The organism is Acinetobacter baretiae (genome assembly GCF_015627105.1).
GTDB lineage: Bacteria > Pseudomonadota > Gammaproteobacteria > Pseudomonadales > Moraxellaceae > Acinetobacter > Acinetobacter baretiae.
Genome location: NZ_VTDM01000004.1, coordinates 48,000 through 73,363, shown reverse-complemented (window position 1 = coordinate 73,363; position 25,364 = coordinate 48,000). Strand labels below are relative to the sequence as shown.

General features: G+C 36.8%; 30 protein-coding genes. 20 read left to right on the top strand and 10 right to left on the bottom strand.

Annotated elements, in window-relative coordinates:
- Positions 1–258: 258 nt before the first annotated feature.
- The 3 genes from I2F17_RS02150 (at position 259) to I2F17_RS02140 (ending at position 2,447) form a co-directional block, all read left to right on the top strand.
- On the top strand, positions 259–1,215 hold the full coding sequence (locus I2F17_RS02150; protein WP_211138986.1) for a 2-hydroxyacid dehydrogenase: 957 nt from the start codon (positions 259–261) through the stop codon (positions 1,213–1,215).
- A gap of 116 nt (positions 1,216–1,331) precedes the next feature.
- Positions 1,332–1,922, top strand: coding sequence for a LysE family translocator (locus I2F17_RS02145; protein ID WP_211138985.1), 591 nt, complete (start codon positions 1,332–1,334; stop codon positions 1,920–1,922).
- Between the two features lie 18 nt (positions 1,923–1,940).
- Positions 1,941–2,447 carry a DinB family protein gene (locus tag I2F17_RS02140; RefSeq protein ID WP_211138984.1) on the top strand — a complete coding sequence of 169 codons (507 nt, stop codon included), beginning with the start codon at positions 1,941–1,943 and terminating at the stop codon, positions 2,445–2,447.
- A 58-nt stretch (positions 2,448–2,505) separates the two neighbouring features.
- Here I2F17_RS02140 and I2F17_RS02135 read toward each other — a convergent pair whose 3' ends face one another.
- A complete protein-coding gene (locus I2F17_RS02135) occupies positions 2,506–3,423 on the bottom strand; it encodes a DUF6662 family protein (protein ID WP_211138983.1) in 918 nt (305 codons plus the stop codon).
- A 140-nt stretch (positions 3,424–3,563) separates the two neighbouring features.
- Between I2F17_RS02135 and I2F17_RS02130 the strand changes: the two genes are divergently transcribed.
- The 3 genes from I2F17_RS02130 to I2F17_RS02120 are packed head-to-tail and all read left to right on the top strand — an operon-like array spanning position 3,564 to position 5,372.
- Positions 3,564–4,088 (top strand): FMN-binding protein, encoded by a 525-nt coding sequence (locus tag I2F17_RS02130; protein ID WP_196422071.1) that lies wholly within the window; start codon positions 3,564–3,566, stop codon positions 4,086–4,088.
- Positions 4,089–4,102: 14 nt separating this feature from the next.
- Positions 4,103–4,924, top strand: coding sequence for an FAD:protein FMN transferase (locus I2F17_RS02125; RefSeq protein WP_196422072.1), 822 nt, complete (start codon positions 4,103–4,105; stop codon positions 4,922–4,924).
- Between the two features lie 16 nt (positions 4,925–4,940).
- Positions 4,941–5,372, top strand: a complete 432-nt coding sequence (locus tag I2F17_RS02120; RefSeq protein ID WP_211138982.1) for a hypothetical protein — start codon at positions 4,941–4,943, stop codon at positions 5,370–5,372.
- A 166-nt stretch (positions 5,373–5,538) separates the two neighbouring features.
- On the opposite strand, the gene I2F17_RS02115 is transcribed toward I2F17_RS02120, so the two are convergent.
- From I2F17_RS02115 to I2F17_RS02105, 3 genes are all read right to left on the bottom strand, one after another.
- On the bottom strand, positions 5,539–5,901 hold the full coding sequence (locus I2F17_RS02115; protein ID WP_196422074.1) for a DUF423 domain-containing protein: 363 nt from the start codon (positions 5,899–5,901) through the stop codon (positions 5,539–5,541).
- Positions 5,902–6,007: 106 nt separating this feature from the next.
- Positions 6,008–6,877, bottom strand: coding sequence for an RNA polymerase sigma factor RpoH (rpoH, locus tag I2F17_RS02110; RefSeq protein ID WP_196422075.1), 870 nt, complete (start codon positions 6,875–6,877; stop codon positions 6,008–6,010).
- Positions 6,878–7,000: 123 nt separating this feature from the next.
- Positions 7,001–7,264 (bottom strand): sulfurtransferase TusA family protein, encoded by a 264-nt coding sequence (locus I2F17_RS02105; RefSeq protein ID WP_235985901.1) that lies wholly within the window; start codon positions 7,262–7,264, stop codon positions 7,001–7,003.
- A 345-nt stretch (positions 7,265–7,609) separates the two neighbouring features.
- Here I2F17_RS02105 and I2F17_RS02100 point away from each other — a divergent pair, with 345 nt between their 5' ends.
- From I2F17_RS02100 to I2F17_RS02055, 10 genes are all read left to right on the top strand, one after another.
- Positions 7,610–7,822: a cold-shock protein gene (locus I2F17_RS02100; RefSeq protein WP_088822748.1), complete on the top strand. Its 213-nt coding sequence runs from the start codon at positions 7,610–7,612 to the stop codon at positions 7,820–7,822.
- A gap of 101 nt (positions 7,823–7,923) precedes the next feature.
- Entirely contained in the window at positions 7,924–9,075 is a 1,152-nt protein-coding gene (gene rhlB, locus I2F17_RS02095; protein WP_211138981.1) for an ATP-dependent RNA helicase RhlB, read from the top strand.
- Between the two features lie 158 nt (positions 9,076–9,233).
- Complete coding sequence (locus I2F17_RS02090) at positions 9,234–9,830, top strand: nitroreductase family protein (RefSeq protein WP_196422078.1); 597 nt, start codon at positions 9,234–9,236, stop codon at positions 9,828–9,830.
- Positions 9,831–9,837: 7 nt separating this feature from the next.
- On the top strand, positions 9,838–10,920 hold the full coding sequence (locus I2F17_RS02085) for an NAD(P)H-dependent glycerol-3-phosphate dehydrogenase (protein ID WP_196422079.1): 1,083 nt from the start codon (positions 9,838–9,840) through the stop codon (positions 10,918–10,920).
- An 18-nt stretch (positions 10,921–10,938) separates the two neighbouring features.
- Positions 10,939–11,400: a SixA phosphatase family protein gene (locus I2F17_RS02080; protein WP_196422080.1), complete on the top strand. Its 462-nt coding sequence runs from the start codon at positions 10,939–10,941 to the stop codon at positions 11,398–11,400.
- A 117-nt stretch (positions 11,401–11,517) separates the two neighbouring features.
- Positions 11,518–12,522, top strand: a complete 1,005-nt coding sequence (locus tag I2F17_RS02075; protein ID WP_211138980.1) for a quinone-dependent dihydroorotate dehydrogenase — start codon at positions 11,518–11,520, stop codon at positions 12,520–12,522.
- A 5-nt stretch (positions 12,523–12,527) separates the two neighbouring features.
- Entirely contained in the window at positions 12,528–13,109 is a 582-nt protein-coding gene (locus I2F17_RS02070) for a CvpA family protein (protein WP_196422082.1), read from the top strand.
- 24 nt (positions 13,110–13,133) lie between these two features.
- Complete coding sequence (gene purF, locus I2F17_RS02065) at positions 13,134–14,672, top strand: amidophosphoribosyltransferase (RefSeq protein WP_196422083.1); 1,539 nt, start codon at positions 13,134–13,136, stop codon at positions 14,670–14,672.
- Between the two features lie 258 nt (positions 14,673–14,930).
- Positions 14,931–16,790 carry a M48 family metalloprotease gene (locus I2F17_RS02060; RefSeq protein ID WP_196422084.1) on the top strand — a complete coding sequence of 620 codons (1,860 nt, stop codon included), beginning with the start codon at positions 14,931–14,933 and terminating at the stop codon, positions 16,788–16,790.
- 69 nt (positions 16,791–16,859) lie between these two features.
- Positions 16,860–17,519 carry a hypothetical protein gene (locus tag I2F17_RS02055; RefSeq protein WP_211138979.1) on the top strand — a complete coding sequence of 220 codons (660 nt, stop codon included), beginning with the start codon at positions 16,860–16,862 and terminating at the stop codon, positions 17,517–17,519.
- Positions 17,520–17,542: 23 nt separating this feature from the next.
- Here the strand turns inward: I2F17_RS02055 and I2F17_RS02050 are convergent, their stop codons facing one another.
- The gene (locus I2F17_RS02050; RefSeq protein WP_196422086.1) at positions 17,543–17,992 is read right to left on the bottom strand and encodes a GatB/YqeY domain-containing protein; all 450 of its coding nucleotides are present in this window, start codon (positions 17,990–17,992) and stop codon (positions 17,543–17,545) included.
- Between the two features lie 27 nt (positions 17,993–18,019).
- On the bottom strand, positions 18,020–18,235 hold the full coding sequence (gene rpsU / locus I2F17_RS02045) for a 30S ribosomal protein S21 (protein ID WP_004652785.1): 216 nt from the start codon (positions 18,233–18,235) through the stop codon (positions 18,020–18,022).
- Positions 18,236–18,377: 142 nt separating this feature from the next.
- On the opposite strand from rpsU, the gene tsaD reads away from it, so the two are divergent.
- A complete protein-coding gene (gene tsaD, locus I2F17_RS02040; RefSeq protein WP_196422087.1) occupies positions 18,378–19,397 on the top strand; it encodes a tRNA (adenosine(37)-N6)-threonylcarbamoyltransferase complex transferase subunit TsaD in 1,020 nt (339 codons plus the stop codon).
- On the opposite strand, the gene I2F17_RS02035 is transcribed toward tsaD, so the two are convergent.
- Positions 19,381–19,602 (bottom strand): DUF1653 domain-containing protein, encoded by a 222-nt coding sequence (locus I2F17_RS02035; protein WP_196422088.1) that lies wholly within the window; start codon positions 19,600–19,602, stop codon positions 19,381–19,383. The two genes, tsaD and I2F17_RS02035, sit on opposite strands and share 17 nt — an antisense overlap.
- 334 nt (positions 19,603–19,936) lie before the next feature.
- Here I2F17_RS02035 and I2F17_RS02030 point away from each other — a divergent pair, with 334 nt between their 5' ends.
- The 3 genes from I2F17_RS02030 (at position 19,937) to I2F17_RS02020 (ending at position 22,092) form a co-directional block, all read left to right on the top strand.
- Positions 19,937–20,530, top strand: coding sequence for an IMPACT family protein (locus tag I2F17_RS02030; protein WP_211138978.1), 594 nt, complete (start codon positions 19,937–19,939; stop codon positions 20,528–20,530).
- Positions 20,520–21,134, top strand: coding sequence for an acyltransferase (locus I2F17_RS02025; protein WP_196422090.1), 615 nt, complete (start codon positions 20,520–20,522; stop codon positions 21,132–21,134). Before I2F17_RS02030 ends, I2F17_RS02025 begins: the two co-directional genes overlap by 11 nt.
- A gap of 115 nt (positions 21,135–21,249) precedes the next feature.
- The gene (locus I2F17_RS02020) at positions 21,250–22,092 is read left to right on the top strand and encodes a universal stress protein (RefSeq protein WP_196422091.1); all 843 of its coding nucleotides are present in this window, start codon (positions 21,250–21,252) and stop codon (positions 22,090–22,092) included.
- 113 nt (positions 22,093–22,205) lie between these two features.
- Here I2F17_RS02020 and I2F17_RS02015 read toward each other — a convergent pair whose 3' ends face one another.
- From I2F17_RS02015 to bioB, 3 genes are all read right to left on the bottom strand, one after another.
- Positions 22,206–22,871: an O-methyltransferase gene (locus tag I2F17_RS02015; protein WP_211138977.1), complete on the bottom strand. Its 666-nt coding sequence runs from the start codon at positions 22,869–22,871 to the stop codon at positions 22,206–22,208.
- Positions 22,872–22,944: 73 nt separating this feature from the next.
- Positions 22,945–24,213 carry a histidine-type phosphatase gene (locus I2F17_RS02010; RefSeq protein WP_211138976.1) on the bottom strand — a complete coding sequence of 423 codons (1,269 nt, stop codon included), beginning with the start codon at positions 24,211–24,213 and terminating at the stop codon, positions 22,945–22,947.
- A gap of 118 nt (positions 24,214–24,331) precedes the next feature.
- Positions 24,332–25,327 (bottom strand): biotin synthase BioB, encoded by a 996-nt coding sequence (gene bioB / locus I2F17_RS02005; protein WP_196422094.1) that lies wholly within the window; start codon positions 25,325–25,327, stop codon positions 24,332–24,334.
- Positions 25,328–25,364: the final 37 nt, after the last annotated feature.

The following is a 25,364-nucleotide window of genomic DNA, read 5'->3' as shown; positions in this document are numbered from 1 at the left end:
TCAATTTAAAAAATAAAAACAGTCTGAAGTGACTTTACTATAAATGACACTGAATAAATAGGTTCTGTAAATAGTGATGTATTAAGCAAAGAACAAAAGTGTTTGATCGGTGGTTTTTTATTGATTTAACAAGTTCCATTGTCTTGTTATCTTTGAGATTATTTTGATCATTTTAAAGCTTAGATATGGCATACATTCATTTTTTAAGGCATAGTCAAATAAAGAAATAAAACCAACCTTTAAAAAATGGAGCAGAGTATGTCTGGCAAAATAGATATAAAAATATTACTTATGGGAAAACAGTCTGATATTTATATTGAAGCATTACAAGCACAATTTAACACCGTTCATCAATTGATATTAGAAGCTCAGCCAACTGAGTTTCTAAAACAACATGGTCATGAATTTCAAGTGGTTGCGACAAGTAATAGTGTAGGTATTCGTGCGGAAGTCATTGATCAGTTGCCTTCATTAAAACTTATCGCAAGCTTTGGTGTTGGTTTCGACAGTATTGATGTCGCCTATGCAAACCAAAAAAACATTATTGTTACCAACACACCTAATGTATTGAATGATTGTGTTGCAGATACTGCCATGATGATGACATACGCACTATCTAGACAATTATTACAAGCAGATCGTTTTGTCAGAACAGGGGCATGGGCACATGGCGAGTATCCATTAACCAAAAATACGGCAAGAAAAGTATGTGCTATTTTAGGGATGGGAAATATTGGAGAAGCGATTGCCAAACGTGCAGCCGCAGCAGATATGGAAATTATCTATCATAACCGAAGTAAAAAAGAGCATGTTTCATACTGTTATGTCGATACGGTGAGTGAATTGGCCAAGCAAGCAGATGTATTGATTTTAGCTTTGCCAAGCACAGGGCAAACACAGCATATTTTAAATGCAGAAATATTATCTCAAATGAAAAAGACTGCTTTTGTGGTGAATATTGCTCGTGGCTCTGTGATTGATCAACAAGCATTGATTTATAGTTTACAAACAGGACAAATCGCTGGAGCAGGTTTAGATGTTTTTGAGGTTGAGCCATGTGTGGATAGTCCATTACTGACAATGGATCAGGTGATTTTAACGCCACACTATGCAAGTGGAACATATGAAACCCGTCAAGCTATGGCAGATTTAGTCTCTGATAATATAAAAGCTTATCTAGATGGCAAAGATGTATTTACACCTGTGACTGTATAGTGCATTCATACTTTTTTTAGAATGATTAAGCTGTCTTCATCATTAAAAACAGCATGTGCTTTGAGTACATGTTGTTTGAAAACATGTGATATAAAACGGTCAAACGAGGGAATTTTATGCTGAGCTTCTATGTGGGTTTAGCGATTTTTTGTTTTATTGCCTCAGTGACACCTGGCCCAAACAATATTATTTTAATTCTTGCCACCCATCGATCAGGTGTTATAGGTGCACTTCCTGTACTTTTGGGAATTTGTATTGGTTTTTCTATAATGTTGGTCTTGAGTGGTGTGGTTTTAAGCTATTTAAATCAAAATATTTATGCACATTATCTTTTATCTCTAACAAGCTTTATATTTTTACTCTATGTTTGTTATGGTGTTTTTAATATGAATATCAACGATAAACTTGTAGATGGGCATGCAAAAATTAAACAATTTGGTTTTATGAGTGTGGCGTTATTTCAGTGGGTAAATCCTAAAGCATGGATTATTTGTAGTGCAGCAGCGGCAACCTATGTAAAAGCAGATATGGGGTATGGGTATGTGTTTTTAACCGCTTTGATGATGTCGATACTAGGGTGTATACCATGGTTAATGCTGGGGAGTTATTTAGATCAAATCTTAAATACATCACTTAAAAAGTCTATATTTTTTAAGAGTATGGCAATTATTTTATTGCTTACAGTCATATATTCCTATCTTACATAATAAAAAAAGGTGGTTTTTTTGGACATTACGGTATTCAAACAGCTTGCACGTTACCATGTTTGGGCAACAGCCCGTTTAAATGACACACTTAAGCATGTGTCAATAGATCATTTTACACAAGCACAAGGCTTATTTTTTCAAAGTATTTTAGGTACGCTCAATCATTTGTATGTCGGTGAATCATTATGGTTTGCTCGGTTTAATCAATTAGCACCACCTCAGTGGCGTTTAAATCAAATCGTATTGCACAATAAAATAGATTTAATGCACGGCTTGCAAGAAAAAGCACAGCAGTGGGATCATTTTATTGATAGGGTATCTGTGTCTCTTTTACAAAGTGATTTAAATTATAAATCCTCTATGGGACACCATTATTGTTTACCGTATGGCTCAACATTGCTACATGTATTTAATCACGGGACACATCATAGAGGACAAGTGACGGCAGCATTGACACAATTGGGATATAGCTGTCCTGAAATTGATTTGGTATACATGCTTGTTGAAGAAAAATCTAAAGCTTAATAGCTGAATGCCGTATAAAAGCCCATGAGATGATTTATCTCAGAGGCTTGATTTTAGATTAACCAAAGGGTAGGCCAAATTTAACTACAAATTGGTTACGTCCATGATTGTCTGATACTTTGTTGTAACCTGTTGCGCAATCTGCAGTACCGTCAGCAAAACATTTACCTTCGAGTTGATATCTCCATGCTGCAGTCGCCCACCATTTTTGAGATGCATAGTGTACAGTCGGGCCAATAAAGTGCGCCGTTTGTGTGTGCTCATTCCAGAAATATCCATCATGATCGGTATGTAATCGACCCTCTATACCTGCCGACCAATTCGGTGCAAAACGATAACTTGCACCATACAAAATATCACCCATCGAATTACGAATTGTTCCTGCATTATCGTATTTTTCTTTTTCAGGTTCGTAGAGTAAATTCAATGCAACAATAAGGCGATCATCTAAAAAGTTAGATTGCAGTAAAAGGCGCAATTCAAGTGAATCTTCAAGTCGGCCTAAGGTCGGTTCGATATATACACCTACCCCAACAGGAGATGTGACGGGGTTAATTGCTCGCCAAATTAATTCTAATGAACCACCATCGACTGTGAATTTTCTATATGAGTCAGCATCATGAGCACTTGATGGTACACCGAATCCGGCATTGCATGGATTTTTATCGCCATCACACATATCTGGATTGGTATAGTTTTTCTTTGCTTGTATAGAGTATGCGTTTAGGTAGCCTGCGATTTGTAAATTATCAGATAAACCATATTCGATTGCGGTACGGTACACGCCTAAGTTGTATGATCCTGTTTGTTGACCATGGGTAACATCTGCACGTTGTTCAAACTCATAAGTGCCTTTAGGTTGTGTGTCTAATGTATATAAAAACCCAAAAAGTCCTTCACCAGCATGTGTTGTATGGCCAATATTGCATGCAAGGCATACAGCAAAGATCGTCTTTTTGACTGAAAATTGTGGCATTTTAGTTACTCTTTTTTATTGAGTGGTAATGATTATCATTTTTCCTTAATTTTTTATTAATTTTTACGCATTTTTTTAATGGTTGTTTAAGATACGCTATCAAAAATATAGCCCCAATAAAAACATAAAGATGAGTCATTATGAAATGGACCACTTGTTTGGGTACAGCATTACTTGTTACGCCTATTGTCTCGCATGCAACAATCTATCTCACTACAGATCAAGTTAAACAAGTGATTTTTCCAAATCAAATGCTTGTTAAAGAGGATCTACATTTAAAACCAGAGCAATTGAAACAACTGAGACAAATTTCAGGAATTGATTCAGCACTAAAGACAGACCAAATCTATAAAACTAAAGAAGGAGATTGGTTAGTAATAGATCAGGTGATTGGTAAACATGAAATGATTACTTACGCTGTTGGAATTCATTCAAATGGCAGTATTAAACAAATTGAAGTGATGCAATATACAGAAACCTATGGTGATCAAGTTAGAAATGCATCATGGCGTGATCAATTTATAGGTAAAACTGCAAATTCTGCTTTGACGTTGGGAAAAGATATTAAAAATATTAGTGGTGCCACATTATCTTCCAAGCATTTAACAGATGGTGTACATCGTGCAATGGCACTTTATGCAATGGAGTTAAAGTCATTAAAATAAGTCGTTCTAGCCCTTTGCTAGGTACATATGTAGAGATACATGTTGCTTTATCAGGTACCAAAAAATCAGTTGAACAGATTCATTTTGCGATTTCAAAAGCATATGAAGTCATTCAAAAAGTTCAATCTTTAATGAGTTTTCACGATGAATCTAGTGCGCTAAATCAATTAAATGCACGAGCACATTTGAGTGATATTCAAACAGATCCGTGGCTGTATGCGCTATTGCAACGTGCAAAAAAAATATATGATCATTCTCATGGTTTGTTTGACTGTACTATTGCACCCACTTTAATTGAATATGGTTTTTTGCCAAAGCATCATTTTCACCAAACATTTAATCATATTGATGTTTCACAGCAAGATGTAATGTTGTTGCCTGAAAATAAAATACGATTTAAACAACCTTTGTGTTTAGATTTAGGTGGCATTGCCAAAGGTTTTGCCGTAGACCTTGCTATACATCAATTAAGATCTCTTGGAATAAAAAATGCTGTAGTCAATGCAGGTGGTGATTTACGGGTTGTAGGGGATATGACAGAACAGATTTACCTTCGAGATTCTAGTCAACCTCAGTATATGCAATCTATGGGATATTTATCCAATGGTGCAATTGCCACATCTGGAAGTTATTTTTCGAAAAGAATCTATAAAAAAAATGCAGTATCACATTTTATTCATCCCTTGACGCATAGTTCAGTCTTTACAGAGAAAAATTTTACAGTACTTGCACCTCAAGCTTGGTTGGCAGATGCTTTAACCAAAGTCTTGGTGTTGGCGAAAAATACAGAGCATGTATGTTTTAAGCGCTTTGGTGCACAGGTATTGATTACATAGACATGAAGGATGCATCGTGAATACATCAATTCGACTCCCTAAAATTCACAAATATACTTTATATATCATTTGGGCAGTACTTAGTGTAACAGGGCTGTACTTTGCTTATAGCCAAGATTGGAAAAAGTATGATCCTAGTGAGTTTACGGTGTATAGCTTAAAAGTACATGGAATATGTGCCAGCTTGATGCTAATTTTGATTGGTACATTGATTCCTATACATATTCAACGATCTTTAGAGACCAAACGTAATTTGACATCAGGAATATCTATATTGGTATTTATGTTGTTATTGGCTTTAAGTGGTGTGGGCTTATACTATAGTGCTGAAACTTGGATTGCTCTCGTAAAAATCATCCATATTTGGGTCGGTATTTTTATTGTTTTCTTTTTACCTTGCCACATTTGGCTCGGGCGAAGACGTAAAAGACTACACAATTATAAATAGAACCGTGTGATATAAAATTTCTCTTTAACCATGAAGTAGAAGTTCACTTTAAAATGAAAATATAAACATGCCGTATTGACTCATTGTTTTAATGTTGAATTTTCTTTGCTTTTAAAACGTTGGTACCTTTAAGAACAGTAAAACACTGTTCTTAAATTGCATAGAGTTAATTGAGTTTGATGGCATGATAAGCAAGTACTAACCAACCTAAAATCATTAATAAACCCCCAAATGGGGTGACTGCACCTAAAATGCGTGGTAATCCAACGCTCATTAAATAAAGCGAGCCACAGAAAAATAAAATTCCCACTTGAATGAGGATAAAGCTGGCTTTGATGGGAAAGGCTGGTACAGCTTTCACTAATATAGCAAGTGCAAGTAGGCCAAGTGCATGGTAGAAAAAATATTCAGTTGAGGTATGCCACCATGTTAATTGCTCTGCGGTTGCACGTGTTTTTAGCCCATGTGCTCCAAATGCACCTAAAATTACAGCAATGGCCAAGTTAATAGCGGAAATAGCAAGCCACATCTTTTATTGTCCTGAATATATGATGATAGGCATAATTATAAGCATGCATTCGCTCTAAGGGGTAGCATTTATCGTTATCCCTTAGAATTGAGCGGAATGAAATGATTTAGTTAGAAGACATTGCCACTTTAATTTTTTCCATGGCATTTTTCTCAAGTTGGCGTATTCGTTCTGCCGATACATTATATTCAGATGCAAGCTCATGAAGCGTTGATTTATCATCATCTAACCAACGACGTTGTAAAATCTGCCTTGAACGATCATCTAGATCACTCATGGCATTATGTAATGCATGATTACTTTGGGCTTCCCAGTCTTCATCTTCAACTAAACGAGCAGGATCATAACGATTATCTTCAAGGTATAAAGCGGGTGACACGTAATGGCTTGACTCGTCATCATCATCATTTTGGCTTTCAAAAGCTGCATCGTATGAAGTTAAACGGCCTTCCATTTCTAACACTTGTTCAGCTGTAACATTCAAATCTTGTGCAATTGCTTCAGCTTCTTTTAATGTCAGACGTTTACTCGATTTTTTTAAACTGCGTAAGTTAAAAAATAGCTTACGTTGTGCTTTCGTTGTGGCAATTTTAACAATACGCCAATTACGAATTACATATTCGTGAATTTCGGCTTTAATCCAATGTACTGCAAATGAGACCAAGCGCACGCCCATACTGGGATCGAAACGCTTTACAGCTTTCATAAGACCTAAATTGCCTTCTTGTATCAGATCACCTTGGGGTAAGCCGTAGCCTGAATAGGTTCTAGCAATATGAATCACAAAACGTAAATGCGACATGACCAGCAGTTTAGCAGCGTCAAGATCTTGATTATAAAAATAGCGATTGGCAAGCTCTTTTTCTTGCTCTGGTGTTAAAATGGGAATTTGATTGACACTACTGATATATGCACCTAGGTTGGCACCTGGCGCAGACAAAGACAGGGGCATCGGTAGATTGCTGCTGTCAGTCATGGATACTCCTTAATGGGATACGTTTTCACGTGAATTTTATGATAATTCGCTTTGAAACTTAGATTAAGGTAAAAAGCGTATATAAATGTAAAAAAATATATCCATTGTTCGCTTTCAAGTATTTTATGTGCTGTATTGAAGGCTAAAATGAAATTCTGTTTCTGATATTTTTGCAAAAGAGCAATGAATGTGACGTAATTGACAAAAGCGTAAAATATCTATTTCACTGTTTGAGTCAGAGGTAATCAGTTTTAATGGTTGGTTTGGGTAGTCTTTTAATGCACGCTTCAGCATGAGTAAAGGGAGGGGACACACTTTATTTGTTGCATCAACAGTAACAAAATTTTGTACGTGTTGTGAGGTCATAACAATCTGTGAATACTTCAAATATTTATGCCATCTTAACAAAAAATGATTGATTTAAAAAGCCATATTTAAAAAACGAAACATGATGATTAGAGTAAAAATATCTAATTCATAAAAAACAATAAAAGATTTGTTGAAAATATTGTATCAATTCGGGGTTAAGCATGTTACTCTCGAATAGTAATTAGAGACAGGTCAATTATAAAACTTGGCTTTAACTACATTTATTTTTTGGATATAACCGGATTTTGTTGATAGTTTTACAGAAATGATCACAAGCTTAGAAATAATAAAATTTTTAACCCTTGTTAACTCTACTGTTTGCAACACCGGGTGGTCCTTTTCAATATCACTGAGGATTAACTTATGACAGTACGTGAACAAGGCGTAGTTAAATGGTTCAACGATACTAAAGGCTTCGGCTTTATTCAACGCAATGGCGGCGACGATGTATTCGTTCACTTCCGTGCAATTCAAGGCGACGGCCACCGTTCACTACGTGACGGCCAACGTGTTGAATTCAGCGTTGTACAAGGTCAAAAAGGTTTTCAAGCTGAAGAAGTTCAGCCTTTAGACTAAGTATTTGGCAAATTGCTGAATATGACATCCCGATAGTTAACACTTCGGGGTGTTTTTGTTTATAATATGTCTCATTAAGTTGAGTTAGAGATTCATTGAGAATGGCATTAGGTTTTGAAACCATTAATTTACATCCACAGTTAAAACAGGCCATTGATGCGCTTGGTTTTAAATCTATGACTCCTATACAACAACGTGTTCTTAACTTTACTTTAGCAGGCCATGATGCAATCGGCCGTGCACAAACAGGTACGGGAAAAACCGCTGCTTTTTTAATTAGTATAATTAATGATTTGTTGAATAATCCAATCCAACAAACACGCTATCGTGGTGAGCCACGTGCTTTAATTTTAGCACCAACACGAGAGCTTGCGATTCAAATTGAACAAGATGCCAAAGATCTGACTAAATTTACTGACCTACATGTCTTAACTTTAGTCGGTGGTGTGGATTTTGAAAAACAAAAAAAACAACTCGATCAAAACCCTATAGATATTATTGTAGCCACGCCCGGCCGACTCATCGACTTTACTGAGCAAAAAGAAATTTGGTTAGATCAAATCGAGTTTTTGGTGATTGATGAGGCAGATCGCTTGTTGGACATGGGCTTTATCCCAAGCGTGAAGAGAATTGTCCGCTTTGCACCGCGTAAAGAACAACGTCAAACATTACTTTTTTCTGCAACATTCAGTTATGACGTTCTTAATTTGGCTCAACAGTGGCTTTGTGAGCCTGTAACTGTTGAAATTGAACCAGAGAAGAAAACAAACGCAGATGTTGAACAACGAATGTATGTGGTTTCTAAGCAAGATAAATATAAATTGCTCAAAGATATTTTGTCGAAAGAGCCGATAGAAAAAGTGGTTATTTTTGCCAATCGACGAGATCAAGTGCGCAAAATATATGATCAACTGAAAAAAGATAATTATGCAGTGGTAATGTTATCTGGTGAGATTTCGCAAGATAAGCGTTTAAAAATGCTAGATCAATTTAAGTCGGGAAAACATCATATTATGATCGCAACCGATGTTGCTGGTCGGGGTATACATGTTGATGGTGTATCGCATGTCATTAATTATACTTTACCTGAACAATCTGATGATTATGTACACCGTATTGGCCGTACTGGTCGAGCAGGTACACAAGGAGTAAGTATTAGCTTTTTATCTGAAGATGATGCATTTTATTTACCTGACATAGAAAAAGCAATTGGGCAAAAACTGCCTCTCACACGCCTAGAAGGTTATTGCTAGTCACTTCAATACAAGCCCATTTAATGGGCTTGTATTATTTAAAAGCGACTAAATAAACATAAACCTTCAACTGTGTTGAGTCTACGTAATAATACTGGCGTCTTTTTTTTAGATTGTGCTAACCTAAATCATATTTTATAGAACTGATTGAGAGACTTATGACATTATCATCTGTTGATTTAATACATGAAAATATGCTTCAACGACAATCAGTTGGGCTGTTAGCTGATCCTGCACCAAACAAACAACAATTAGACCGTGCATTTCAAGCAGCACTGACTGCACCAGATCATCATCGCCTGAAACCAACACGTTTTGTGATTGTGAGTGAAGAAAAACGTCAAGAGTTTGGTCATTTGTTGTCGCAGTCTATGGCAGATTTTGAAGATATAGATCCAGCACAAGTAGAGCGTGTAAGAGCACATCCTTTAAGAGCACCACTTTTAGTCCTTGCGTTAACCGAATTAACAGATCACCCTAAAGTACCGCATTACGAACAAATCTTAAGTACAGGTGCTGCAGTACAAAACTTTTTACTTTCATTACAATCACAAGGTTTTTCGACCATTTGGCGTACAGGCGCTGTCGTTGAATCAAATACCTTGAAAAAAGCGCTTGGCCTACAAGTGCGTGATTATATTTCTGGAATTATTTATATTGGCACGACAGATAAAGCCTTACAGCATCGTACTGATCATAGTGTAGAGGGACATATTTCCATCTGGCAAAATGATACAGATTTAGAAGCGAAGTAATTTAAAAATGATAGAACATGTATTTTCTGAAGCAGTGACATCGTCGCAAGGTGATCAAAATCGATTAAAAATCACGATTTTAGGTGGTGGTAGCTTTGGAACAGCCATTGCGAATATGGCGGCAAAAAATGGTTGTGATACGACATTATGGATTCGTAGTGCTGATGTTGCTGCACAAATTACAAAAACACGTATCAATGCAAAATACCTACCTGATTTTAAATTAGATACCAACTTAAAAGTGTCTGCTTCTTTAGAAGAATCTGTTCTAGGTTGTCATTTGATTTTAGTGGCTATCCCAAGCCACTCTTTTCGAGCAATTTTACAGCAAATTAAACCTTATATTACAGCACAAGCAGTCATTTCTTTAACGAAAGGAATTGAGCCCGACAGCTTTTGTTTTATGAGTGAAATTATACAGCAAGAGTTGCCAGAAGTGCCTTATGGTGTGGTTTCTGGGCCGAATTTAGCTAAAGAAATTGTTGCGGGTATGCCAACGGGAACAGTGGTTGCAAGTCATTCTGATTTAGTTCGACATGCCGTACAAACCTCGTTACACAGCGCAGTTTTTCGTGTCTTTGCAAGTGATGATATTTATGGTGTAGAGCTTGGTGGTGCACTGAAAAATATTTATGCAATTGCAATGGGTATGGCCGCTGCATACAATATTGGTGAAAATACTCGTAGTATGATTTTAACCCGAGCCTTGGCTGAAATGAGTCGTTTTGCTGTTAAATTGGGTGCAAACCCTTTAACGTTTTTAGGACTATCAGGTGTAGGTGATTTATTTGCAACTTGTAATAGTGCATTAAGTCGCAACTACCAAGTTGGCTTTGCTTTGGGTAAAGGAAAAACGCTTGATGAAGCAACTAAAGCCTTAGGACAAACTGCAGAAGGGGTTAACACGGTTATACAAGTGCGTAAAAGAGCAGCTGAACTTGATGTTTACATGCCAATTACTAATGCATTGTATGAAGTTATTTTTGAACAAGCACCTGCTTTAAACATGGCACTCTCATTAATGAAAAATGGACATCGTAGCGATGTCGAGTTTGTATTACCGCATCAACATAATATGTCATTCAAATAATTTTGGAGTCTAAAAAAAATGCAACTTACTTTAGTTCGTCATGGTGAAGCACATCCAGCAGGATCGGATCATAATGATGTTGTTCGTCAGCTTACCCCAAAAGGACATACGCAAGCAGCGCAGACTGCTGATTTTTTAAAAGAAAATATTACTCAACCAGATTTGTTTGTGGTGAGTCCCTTGGTCAGAGCACAACAAACGCTCAAACACATACAACAAAAGTATCCTAATATTCCAGTGATGTTATGTGATTATATTAAGCCAGATGACGAGGCTGAATTAGCAGTGGAGTGGTTGTCGTATTTAGATTTTGAGCATGTGGTCGTGGTGTGTCATATGAATATTGTTGCCCATATTGAAGAAATTTTGGTGCAACAGCCTTTCCATCCTTTTGCGTTGGCTGAAGCTCGAATATATGAACAAACTGTTCTTACTCAAGGTCTATCAACATTAAAGGCTCACTTTGTTCCGAAGGATTAACCTTGAGTGTTGGCCAGTGTGACAGTTTTATGAAAAATAATCCCACATAAGACATAGTATTTATGTGGGTAAATGCCCTATAATAGGACGAGTTAAAGCAAATAAACTTGATCGCATATGATGTATTCACTCGCCCGACCTTTGTTATTTTCTTTGTCACCAGAACATGCACATGAGTTGACATTGTCTTGGTTAAATCGGGCGTATCGATTAGGCTTACTTAAAGCAAAAATAGTCCAAAAACCAGTGACTTGTATGGGGATTGAATTTCAAAACCCTGTTGGGCTTGCTGCAGGCTTAGATAAAAATGGTGCTCATATTGATGCACTTGCCGCATTAGGGTTTGGTTTTATTGAAATCGGTACAGTAACGCCACGTCCGCAAAGTGGAAATCCAAAACCTCGTTTATTTAGACTTCCAAAAGCACAAGCCATTATTAACCGTATGGGTTTTAATAATGATGGTGTAGACAAATTAGTTGAAAATGTCAAGCAAGCCAAATATACAGGTGTGCTTGGTATTAATATTGGTAAAAATGCAGATACACCTGTAGAAAATGCAGTCGATGATTATTTGTACTGTTTAGAAAAAGTCTATCATTATGCGTCTTATATTACGGTAAATATCTCATCTCCGAACACAAAAAATCTTAGAAGTTTGCAAAGTGGTGACGCGTTGACATTACTTCTTTCAACACTCAAAGCACGTCAACTTGAACTTGCAGAGCAGTATCAGCATTATGTACCATTGGTGTTAAAGGTTGCTCCTGATTTATCTGAAGAAGATGTCGATTTTATTGCAGCAGCATTATTGCAGTATAATATTGATGGCTTGATTGTGACAAATACAACATTGTCTCGTGACGGTGTGGAAGACTTAGCGTTTGCAGACGAGGCGGGTGGTTTATCTGGAGCACCTGTTTTTGAAAAAAGCACAGCATGTTTGGCACGTTTTGCAGCCCATTTAAAGCAAGAGATTCCAATCATTGGTGTTGGTGGTATTTTAACTGGTGAACAGGCGTTAATGAAGCAACAAGCGGGTGCGCAATTAGTGCAAATTTATACAGGATTAATCTATACAGGACCAAAACTTGTACAAGATAGTATTCAAGCGATGACCTAACACGCATGAACGCATTAGACATTGTTATTGTAATCATGGTGGTGCTAGGAGGAGTACATGGTTTGCGACAAGGATTGATTCAAGCCTTGGCGAACTTGGGAGGTTGGATATTAGCATTATTTGTAGGTGCAAAATATGCAGGTGAACTTGCGCCCGTGATGTCTAGTTTAAGTCAAGACATCGTTGTACAAAAAATTGTTGCTTTTTCCGCTTTAGTTTTAATGGTCATGGCGTTAACATGGCTTGTCTCTGCAGTGATTAATAAAATTTTCGTGAGTCTGAATTTAGGTCCATTAAATCGTTTTGCAGGTGGTGTATTAGGTATCATCAAAACGGTTTTTGTTCTTCTCATCATTATGCAAGGTGTAGAGCCTTGGGTACATGCAGCACAAAATTGGAAACAGTCGAAAGTTGTACAAACACTATTGCCATATGCTCCTGTTGCAACAGACATGACAAAAAGTGTTGCACATGAAGCAATAGAACATTTTCAACAAACCGAGGCACAAGGTGCTTCACCTGTTCGTTCAGAGTCTTCAGTCAAAAGAAGTGCTTCTGGGCATACAACAGAAAACCCTTTTAATTAATCCAAGCTTGATTGCGAGGTTGCTATGTGTGGAGTTGTTGGGATCGCTGGAAAATCACCAGTAAACCAATTATTGTTTGACGCTTTAACGATGTTACAACATCGTGGACAAGATGCTGCTGGCATAGTCACTTGTAAAGAAGGGCGTTTATTTCTTAGAAAAGACAATGGTTTAGTGCGTGATGTTTTTCATACACGTCATATGCGAGCTTTGCAAGGCAACTATGGCATTGGCCATGTACGCTATCCGACTGCAGGTTCGTCCAGTAGTGCAGAGGCACAACCATTTTATGTGAATTCACCGTATGGTATTACGTTGGCACATAATGGTAACTTAACCAATGCAGATGATATTCGACAGGATCTTTTTGAAACAGATCTTCGTCATATGAATACCGATTCAGATTCAGAAGTGTTGCTGAATGTATTTGCGCACGAGTTACAAAAACTCAGAACATTACACCCAACACCTGAAGATATTTTCTATGCTGTACATCGCGTGCATCAACGCTGTAAAGGTGCATATGGTGTACTTGCAATGATCACAGGGCAAGGAATTGTTGGATTTCGTGATCCAAATGGTATTCGACCGCTGATTTATGGTTCACGTGAGCTCGATAATGGTCAAAAAGAATATATTATTGCTTCAGAATCTGTTGCAATCACCGCACTAGGGTTCAAAGTTGAACGTGATATTGAACCAGGTGAAGCAATTTATATTGATGAATCTGGCAATTTATTTAGTAAGCAATGTGCAACTAATCCACAATATTTTCCATGTATTTTTGAATACGTTTACTTTGCACGTCCAGATGCGATTATTGATGGCATTTCGGTATATAAAGCACGGTTAAAAATGGGTGAAAAACTTGCTCATCGTATTTTAAAAGAATGGGGTGAGAGTCATGATATTGATGTTGTGATTCCAATTCCAGATACTAGTCGTACTTCTGCACTAGAGTTGGCCAATGTGTTAGGTGTAAAGTTCCGAGAGGGCTTTATGAAAAACCGTTACATTGGGCGTACATTTATTATGCCAGGCCAACAGCAACGAGAAAAATCTGTACGTCAAAAACTAAACCCTGTTGAACTTGAGTTTAAAGGGAAAAATGTTTTATTGGTCGATGATTCAATTGTACGTGGTACAACGTGTAACGAAATCATTCAGATGGCTAGAGATTCAGGCGCTAAAAAAGTATTCTTTGCTTCTGCTGCACCTATGGTGAAATATCCAAATGTGTATGGTATTGACATGCCAGCGAAAACAGAGCTTATTGCATCTGATCGTAATGTAGAAGAAATTAGAGCTTTAATTGGCGCAGACCGTTTAATTTTTCAAGATTTAGAAGAGTTAAAAGATGCCATTCGAGTGACCAAAGTTCCACAAGTTACTGATTTTGACTGTTCTGTATTTGATGGCCAGTATATTACAGGTGATATAGATACTGCGTATTTGAACAACTTAGAACAAAGTCGTTCAGATAAAGCCAAGAAAAAAGACAGCTACATTGATGTGAATATTGATGCAGCATCAGTCGATCTTACAGGGATTACAGAAGCCTAAATGAATAAATAAAAAGTGGGTATATCCCACTTTTTATTTGCTTAAGTTTGAACTATTTCTTGTATCATTATAAAAGATTCATGATATTGTGAGTAAAGAACATCGTATAAAAATAAAAAACGGTTTTGATAAGTGATGGTGATAAAAAGTGAGAAGGAAAGCACAATTTATTGTCATTGTTTACTTATCATAAGAGATATACATGGAATAGTCTTTATCTAGGAATGATTGAAATTGACACAGCATAGAACAACCGCCATGCATAAAAAGAATTTATTTATTGCAACGGTCATTTGTTTATTTGCAATTATACTTACATTGGCAATTTTGAATTTTTCATTTGGTTTAATGATTTATTATTTAGATCAAACACAGTCAATTTGGTGGAATTGTTATAGTCAGACTTTTTTAATTTGCGTAATGATGATTATGTTGGCCTCTTTAATGTATGAAATATACATTTTTAGAAAAGGAGGGCATTCTTTAGCGCGTCAAATGAATGCGCGTTATTTAGATATTTCTGAATGTACACCTGAAGAAATGATTGCAGTACATATTACAGAATCACTTGCAGAACAGTTTAATATTGTTGTGCCATCTGTTTATATTTTACCCCATGAAGTTGGTGTGAATGCGCTTACAGCAGGTGCAGATGATACTGATACGGTGATTATTTTAACTTGGGGTGCATTGCAAAACTTAGATGAATTAGAGCTACATGGCTTATTAAGTTATACTTTTAATCAAATTATGACAGGAGAGGCACAACAAAATATTCGCCTCAAAATTTTATTTAGTGCATTAATTACTTTTAATCAATTAGGCAGTGAAATCGCTCGCTGGGGATTTCGTTCAGATGTAAAACAAAAACGTCATAAATTTGAAAGTGTTCTTGTTGCCATAGGCGGTATTATTTGGTTGATGGGGAGCTTAGGACTTTTAATTTCTAGATTAGTTAAATATTTTACACTTTCAGGTCGAACATTTAAAAATGATGTGCAAACACAAGCACTATTACAACGAGATACCAATTTACAAACTTTGTTAAGAATTTATGTGCATCATGCCGGTTCTCAAATCCATAGCTCTTATTCTGAATCAATTGCTCATATGTGTTTTGCAAACTCCTTAAGTCCACAAAGCTGGCTTAATACACATCCAAGTATTAAGAGTCGTATTTATCGATTATCGCCACATTTAATAAAAGAATTACAGCAAGAAAAATTAAAAAAACTGACACATTTAACATCATTTAGCTTATTTAAGCCTTTTGAATATGAAGAGTTTGCTACAGCGCATATATTGTGGTCTACGCCTCAACCGTTACCAAGTTTAAGACGGGCGAATGATTTAAGAGTAAATCCTGAATACGATAAAATATATGCACTCAATCCAGAAACAAGAAAGAATATAGACAGCCCTCAAGTGGTGATTCGAGCATTGCAAACTGCAACAGGTGTACGGGAGGTTTTGGTTGCCATTTTTATGATTCGACAGTACAAAGCATTCATTCCACAAACAGTTGTTGTCAGCTATGCCATTATTGAAGCATTACAACATATAGACCATCGTTTACACGTACAAATTTTTCTGGATGCATGCCAACAATTAAAGCCAATGCCTTTAAGTATGGCTCGAAAATTTTTAACACGCCTAGCAAACATTATTCAAAGTGATGGTTCTGTTGGGTTACTTGATATTTTACTGCTAGAAAAAGTAAAAGAGAAATTAAATCTTTTACCCGTACATATGCCAACGTCAAATGAAAGTATTTCAAAAGAATTAACCACATTGGTGGATGCACTGTTACATGTGCAATATCTTGGACAGGCCAATCAAAAGAAACGTCGTGATGAGATGTTATTACAATTAACGGGAGAAATTATACAAGCGGTGCATGATGGTGTTGATTTAGGCTTGATTCTTCATCATATGGAAGGTTTGTTACTTAGAGATCGTTTGAAGTTTTTGTATATTGCTGAACAATGTTTGTGGAATGATCGAATGATTACACAAGAAGAATTAGATGTACTGACATTATTGTATTGGAGATTTGGTTTTGAAAGCGATGCGATGGTTAATCGAGTACTAAATCATAATAATATGATGATAATGTAGTTTATTTATATCTGTGAGTGATAAAATAGTCGACCATAGAAGTAAATTTCACTGTTTATGAATGATCTGATGTTACAACAGCAACGCCACCTATTACATAGTATGGGGGTGGATGTGTGGATTGTAAAAGATACACAACCTAAAAATTTTTCAGCCGAGCAGTTTTGGCGCAATCAATCTAGTGCATTTTTTGAGCTTGAAGATCAACAGCCTAGTATTATTAAACAAGATTTAATATCAGAAAAAGACACGCGCCAAAAGCATATTCAGATCCAAACGAAAGTACTTGATGATCTTCAAAAAAATGAAGATCTGATGCATGTAGAATCTGTTTTAACTCCTGAAATGCCTCAAGCATTAGTACAGCAAGTAATTCCACCATTTACGCTTATTTTATTGAGTACAGATCAATACAGCTTATTGTTAAACGTGACTGAAATATCAGTACAAGAAAAAATATTTTTAGAAAATTTAACTTATGCATTGGCCGCAACATCGACAAATTTACATTGGCCACCCAATTTGCCTGATTTTCAACAGGGGTGTTTTGCAAATAGTTATGTAAAAGGGTTTGTTGATCATGTGTCATTAGACAAAGAGGTTATTTTATTGGGACAATTACCGTCTAGCATAAACCTTGAGGTGAAAAAAAATATGCCAAGTATGACGGATATTATTAATGACCCAACTCAAAAAAGAGCATTGTGGGCAATGATTAAAAATATGTAGAATGAGCAACTATAACGTCTGAGTTAGCCGTTGAGCTGATTTTTAATTTTTGTAGATGCAATAGAAGGGTCGGCACGTCCGGCTATGATCGGACGTAGAGAATTCATCACCTTACCCATATCTTTCATGCTAGTTGCGTTTTGCTCAGAAATAATCTTTGCAATAATAGAGTCAAGTTCTTCCTCAGTCATAGCAACTGGTAGAAATTGAGATAGAATCTCAATTTCAGCTTGCTCTTTACTAGCTAAATCGTCACGGTCAGCCGCAGAAAATGCTTTGACTGACTCTTTACGTTGTTTAACTTGCTTTTCGACAATTGTAAGGACTCGATTTTCATCAAGTTCTATACGTTCATCGATTTCAATTTGTTTAATTGCTGCTTGTAAGCTACGAATAACAGTTACTGTAGACATTTCTTTTGCACGCATGGCATTTTTCAATGCATCAGTAATTTGGTTTTTCAAGTTATTCATACAAGCAACCTCAGTCACAAATTAAAATTAGTAAAGACGAGTAGTACGTACAGATTCGCGAGTCAATTTCTTTTGGTAGCGTTTCACAGCAGCAGCTTTTTTGCGCTTGCGTTCTTGTGTTGGCTTTTCGTAAAATTCACGTTTACGAACATCTGCTAAAACACCAGCTTTTTCGCAAGAACGTTTGAAACGACGGATTGCTACGTCTACTGGTTCGCCTTCTTTCAATTTAACTTGTGGCATGAAAATCCTCAATATTATGGATAAAATCTAGCGCGGTATGCACTAGAAAACAAGTGAAGTGCAGTATTTTACTCATTTACATCTCATACTACAAGCCTATAATAGCTTTGCTGCGAATTGAATGTGAAAAATAGGCGTATAAATGATTGTTTTAGGCTTGGAAACATCTTGTGATGAAACTGGACTTGCATTGTATGACAGTGAAAAAGGCTTGTTAGGTCAAGTGCTTTATACACAAATGCAATTACATGCAGAATATGGTGGCGTTGTACCTGAGTTAGCATCTCGCGACCATGTGCGTAAAATGGTTCCCCTTTTAGATCGCCTGTTAAGTCAAGCCAATATTCAAAAAAAGCAAATTGATGCAGTGGCATATACAAGAGGCCCAGGTTTAATGGGTGCATTGATGACAGGGGCTTTATTTGGTCGAACATTGGCATTTGCGTTAAATAAACCGGCCATAGGTGTTCATCATATGGAAGGTCATATGCTTGCACCTTTACTGTCCGAACATCCTCCGCAATTTCCTTTTGTGGCACTGTTGGTGTCGGGCGGACACACACAATTAATGGCCGCATATGGAATTGGTGAGTATGAAATGTTGGGCGAATCAATTGATGATGCAGCAGGAGAGGCATTTGATAAAGTTGCTAAAATGATGAATTTGCCTTACCCCGGTGGGCCAAATATTGCAAAACTTGCTTTAAATGGTGATCCTAAGGCATTTGATTTTCCACGTCCTATGTTACATAAAGGCCTTGTTTTTTCGTTTAGTGGATTGAAAACAGCTGTATCCGTTCAGCTTAAAAAATTGAATGGTGAAAATAAAGATGCAGATATTGCAGCTTCATTTCAAGAAGCTATTGTTGATACACTGGTTAAAAAATCAGTGAATGCGTTAAAACAAACGGGGCTCAAACGTTTAGTGATTGCAGGTGGTGTTAGTGCAAATCTGAGGTTGCGTGAACAATTAGAGCACGCTTTGCCTAAAATGAAAGCAGAGGTGTACTACGCAGAGCCTGCTTTATGCACAGACAATGGTGCAATGATTGCTTTTGCAGGCTATCAGCGTTTAAAAGAAGGGGCAAGTGACGGCTTAGTGGTAACTACAACACCTCGTTGGCCGATGAATGAACTCAGTAAACCTAATAGCTCGCTTTAATAAACTGAAAGCGAGCCACACTTTTTCCATCAGCTAAAACGACGTGTTCTTCAAACATACTTAATGGTCTGACCCAAAGAGAAAAATCACCATATAGGCACTGATAAACAACCAGTTGTTCTTGTGTTTCACTGTGCTGAGCTGTGCCTATGACCTGATATTTTTGGCCTTTATAATGTTGGTAAATGCCATGTTTAATATGCATATTTGATCCTAAAATAGGGAATTGAAGAAAGTGAGCGAATTTCATGGTGGTCGTTGATTTGTAATATTCTATAGTATTTTTCTACACTACTCACTACTCACTACTCACTACTCACTACTCACTACTCACTACTCACTACTCACTACTCACTACTCAAGATTATTTTTGTTTGAACCAATATTTCACGCATTCATTTATTTATTTTAAACATTCATTATCGCAACTGCGTCTCATAAAAATGATATGTGATTTAATATGAAAGTGGTTTTAGATGACATTTGGTCTGCGCTGAGAAAAGGCTATAATGATTTAAAATTCAAAACAATGAGTGAGTATGCCATTTACAATTTTAGACCCTGTTGTTTATGAAGAAGACATAAAAAAAAGTCGCTTCCAAGCTTACGTCATTCCTGTTGAAACAGAAGAAGATGTAAAAATGACTTTAGAAGAGTATCAAGATCATTCGACAACACATCAATGTTGGGCATGGAAAATTGGCCATAATGTTCGTATCAACGATGATAGTGAGCCCTCAGGAACAGCAGGGAGACCTATTCTGGCCACAATAGAAGGCAATGAATTAACCAATATTCTTGTACTGGTAAATCGTTGGTATGGTGGTGTGAAATTGGGCACAGGTGGCTTGGTTCGTGCGTATGGTGGAACTGCAGGTAAAGCACTGCTATTAGCAGAGAAAATTGCTTTAGTTGAAAAAATTGATGTTTATTTTGAATGTAATTTTAGTGAATGGCCAATTTTACAATATGAATTACTACACCAGCAAATTGTATTTACTCAAGAATATTTGATAAGTGGTGTGAAAATTTCAGCGAAAATTCAACATCATCAACAAAGTGAATTGGCACAAAAAATTCAAGATGTAACCAGAGGAAGAGAACGACTCAAAGGAGTTGATCATGACAGATAGGTTGTTAAAATACCGCGAACAGCATAAACAACGTTTAAATTATATGCCGTGGTTGTATTGGCGATTAAAAGATCAACATAAACAATGGGCGGTACAATGGCAACAAGAATATCAGGCCTACTTAATGGATATGGAAACCGTTGAGATTGGTGAAAATGTTTTTATTTCACCACAGGCTCATATTTTTGCAGAACGTGGAAGAAAAATAACGATCGGAGATAATACTTTTATTGCAGCAGACAGCGTGTTACATGGTCCATTAACGATTGGTAATGAAGTCGCAATTAATCACCATTGTATTTTAGATGGTGGCCGAGCAGGTATTATTCTTCATGATCAAGTGAGATTGGCTGCATATAGTCATCTTTATGCATTTAACCATGGTATGGCGTCAGATTCTCCAATTTATCAACAATCGGTTACATCTAAAGGCATAGAAATTGGTCAAGATGTTTGGTTAGGTGCACATACAGGTGTTCGAGATGGAGTAAAAATTGGAAATCATGCAGTGGTCGGTATGCACAGCATGGTGACCAAAAATGTGGAGCCTTACACGATAGTTGCTGGAAATCCTGCAAAATTCATTAAATTTAGGCCTGATTAATCCATAAATATCGTAATTTTTGTGCGTAACTTGCATAAAACAGTTGCACGGTTATCCACTTGTGTTAATTTGAAGCTATGATTATGTATAGAACAAACTCGTAAGAGAGGCAAAAATGAAACGTGTTATTGCATGTATTGACTCATCTCCATGTGTTAATGCCATCGCTGAAGCGGCTGCATGGATTGCAAAAACAACTCACCGTGAGCTCGTGTTATTACAGGTTTTAGATTATTACCCATCCAGTTATCATTTAGGCGAAATTAGCGGTGTTATTGGCTTTGAAAGTAATGCGATGCTGCTAAAAGAGCTCGCTGAGCTAGAGCAAAAACAAAGTACGCTTGCATTAGATTATAGTAATAATTTGCTGAAACATATTAAGCAACAAATTGAAGAAAAACATGGGTTAGATGTTTCTATTGTACAAGAAAAAGGTGATTTTTTAGAACAAAGCTTAGGTGCATTACAAGAGGATGATATTGCCTTGATTGGTAAGGTTGGTGATAGTGCTGCTGAGAAAAATAAAGATCTAGGCGGTAATGTTGAAAACTTTATTCGAGGTGCTAAATGCACTGTGATGACAGTAAGTGAGCATTTTAAGCCACCAACTCGTTTTATTTTTGCTTATGAATACTCTGATGTATGTACTAAAATGATGCATAGCATTGTAGAGAGCGATTTATTTAAACATTTACAGTGTCATCTATTATATGTAGGTGATTACCCAGAACTGTTGGAAACTCCAGAAAATTATTTAAGAGAGCATGGATTCGATGTGGTTGTTGAGCATCGTCATGGTGATGTCGCTCAAAATATTATTGATTACCAACGAGAACATGGCATTCAATTCGTAATTTTAGGTGCATTTAGTCAAAGCCGTATCCAGCAATTTTTCTTAGGAAGTATTACAACTAAAGTGTATCGAGAAATTGATGTTCCTTTAATTGTAGCGAAGTAATTCCTTTCCAAAAAAGTTATCCGCAAATCCTGTGGATAACTTTATGGATAATATGATTTTATCTACTTAAGTGTTTGTTTTTTATTTGAAATAAAAAAACGTTTAAATTTTGTCTATTTCACAATAGCAATTGCTAAACCATCGTGTCCTTTGCTTCCTACAGTTTGTAATGCTGTGCAAGATAATAGGCGAGGATGGTTTTGTAGGGCTTCAAACATTTTACGAATTCCTACAATGCTTGGTTTTTGATTTGAAGCATCAATAATATCCCCTGCACGAATGACATTATCTAAAACAATAATAGTACCAGAATGGCTAAATTGAAGTGCCAATTCTAAATATGTCGGATAACTACCTTTATCTGCATCAATAAAAATAAAATCGAAAGGAGAGGTGTCTTTCGGTAAAGCATTTAGGACGTCTGCCGCCATACCAATACGTAAATCAATATCAACATGCATTTGAGCCTGCTGAATATTTTCTTGTGCAACGCGAGCATGGCTATATCTTCCCTCAATCGTGAGTAAATAACCATCTTCTGGAAGTGCTCTAGCAAGCCAAAGTGTACTGTAGGCAGCAAATGTTCCGATTTCTAATACACGTTTGGCTTTGTTCATTTGTATGAGCATTTGCAATAACATGCCTTGATTGGGGGCAACAGCAAGATGATTAGATAACCCATATTGGTCTGTGTTATCTATCACCTGTTGTAATTTTTGATCTTGAGGAATAAGGTGAGATTCAATATAGTGATCAAGATCAGACCAAGTTTTTTGCATTGTAATACCGTATCAATCTATAACTAAAAGCTGTGATGGATTGTATACAATTCATGACCGATAAGAATACTGATTATTGAAATAATGGCTGATTTATTGTGGTAGGGATAATTTTTTGTTGTGCATCATGTAAAAATTGTTCAAGGGGGCAAAGTGTACCTACAGAGGTTGATTTACAATAAGCATATCTGAGGGTATTTTGTGCCAAAGGTGCTTTGCTTGAAAGAGGCGTAAGTTGTCGCCATTGGTCAAGTGTTCTCGCACTAAAATCGATTTTTACGAAATATTGCTGCGTTTTTAGTTCTTTATATTTACTAAAAGTTAAGCTACCCCCTGGTGGAATGTCATCTGCTAAATATTGTGGTAGTTGCCAATGAAAACCTAGCAATGTTTTTATTTGTGAAATATTGGTGTCATGACCTACAAAAATAACCAAAGGTCTAGATAAAGGGTCATTGGTCTGTGGTGTTGAAAGTGCATTTAGTATTTGCTGGTATAAAATGGATCCTCCCATTTGGGCATAAGGCATGATCTCATTGAGATAAATATACTTTGCCTGATGTAGTTGCATGAGTGATTTAACATCACTTACATCACGAACATGCCCAAATGCAATTTGATCAAGTGAGAAGTTTTCACTGTACTGTAGTCGAATGGTTTCGCCAATATTTGCCCCTTCATTGGCTGGGCCACTCAGCTTAGGTTGTCCTTTATGTGTTAATTTTAGCTCCCATGGTTCATCTAGAAATTGACAGTGGTCTGACGTGCAAACCGCTTGTTTAAAAGCTTGATTTATTGTTTTATAGCGGGTCTGTATTTTATCTTGGCTGATGATTTTTGCTTTAAATTGTTGTTGGATTGCTTCAAACGAAGGGGTTGTACTTTGCATTTTTACGGCATCAAATAATGGGTCTTGTTTATATTGACTAACATTGACGTTAAAACGGCAATGTGGATTGATTCCTTCTGCAAAGGCTTGAGCAGTTTTTTGTGTTCGCTCATCAGGAGCAGCCCAAATAAATAACTGATTTTGTTGTAGGCTACAAGGTTGATTGGAGAGTAATGGCAATCCTTGTTGTTGCCATATACTCATTTGATATTGGGCTTGATTAAGCATGCCTGCATATCCACGAGCAGTAAGGTGTCCATCAGGTACCGACCACACTGGCCATGCTTTACCTGTGGCTTCATTTAATGCTTCGGTGTTGGTTTGAGGACGAATGCCATGTCGAATTAGAGTCACGACCTGTTCTAGTTGATACTGTTTTGTTGGATTTGCAAAGGTATAACATGAAGTAAATAGCAGTATTGAAGCAATTGCTGAAACTGTTTTACGGTGCATTGTGAGTATCTATTTGTGAGAAAGAGTTGGTTCTAGTGTACGGTTGTTATTATTTATTTTAGGTTAAAAAAACCATGGTCATTGATTGTGCACCATGGTTTTTTTGATAGTGTATGTTTTAAGCTGAAATGGCCATTGCATCAACAGAGAGTTCAGTAACAGTTGGTTTAGGTTTTTCAGGGGTAAGACCTAATTTAGCAAATAACACTTTGTCTTTGCCTTCACCTGCATTGGGTGTCGTTAAGAGTTTTTCACCAGAAAACAGTGAATTTGCACCTGCCATAAAGGCCAATGCTTGGTCTGAGTCACTCAGAGCCTCACGACCTGCCGAAAGTCGAATATAACTTTTTGGCATAATAATACGAGCGACAGCAATGGTTTTAATCCATTCGGTTGTATCTAGTTTGTCCACATTTGCAAGGGGCGTACCTTCAATAGGAACAAGCATATTAATTGGAACAGATTCAGGATGAATCGGCAATGTAGCTAACTCATGTAATAAGCCAATACGGTCTTGTTTGCCTTCACCTAAACCAACAATACCTCCACTACAAACTTTCATTCCTACACGACGTACATGGTCTAGTGTATCTAAACGATCGTCAAAAGTTCGTGTCGTTATAATATTACTGTAGTATTCACGAGATGTATCAAGATTATGGTTGTAATAATCTAAACCTGCAGTTTTTAGACGTTCTGCTTGCGATTGATCAAGCATACCGAGTGTCATACAAGTTTCAAGTCCTAAAGACTTGACTTCTTGAACCATTTCTAAGACGTAGGGCATGTCACGTTCGTGTGGGTTACGCCAAGCAGCACCCATACAAAAACGAGATGACCCAGCTTCTTTCGCTGCTTTAGCTTCAGCGATGACTTTTTCAACGGCAATACGTTTTTCAGCTTCTAGTTTTGAATCATAACGAGATGATTGTGAGCAATATTTGCAATCTTCAGGGCAACGACCTGTCTTAATAGAAAGGAGTGTACTCACTTGAATGCTGTTTGCTTGAAAGTTCTGGCGATGAATGCGTTGAGCATCAAAAACAAGATCTAAAAAGGGTTGATCATAAAGTTTTTGGATTTCCTCACGGCTCCAATCATTTCTTACAGTCATTTTGTGTTCCACATCAGTTGCAATATGATTTTATGTC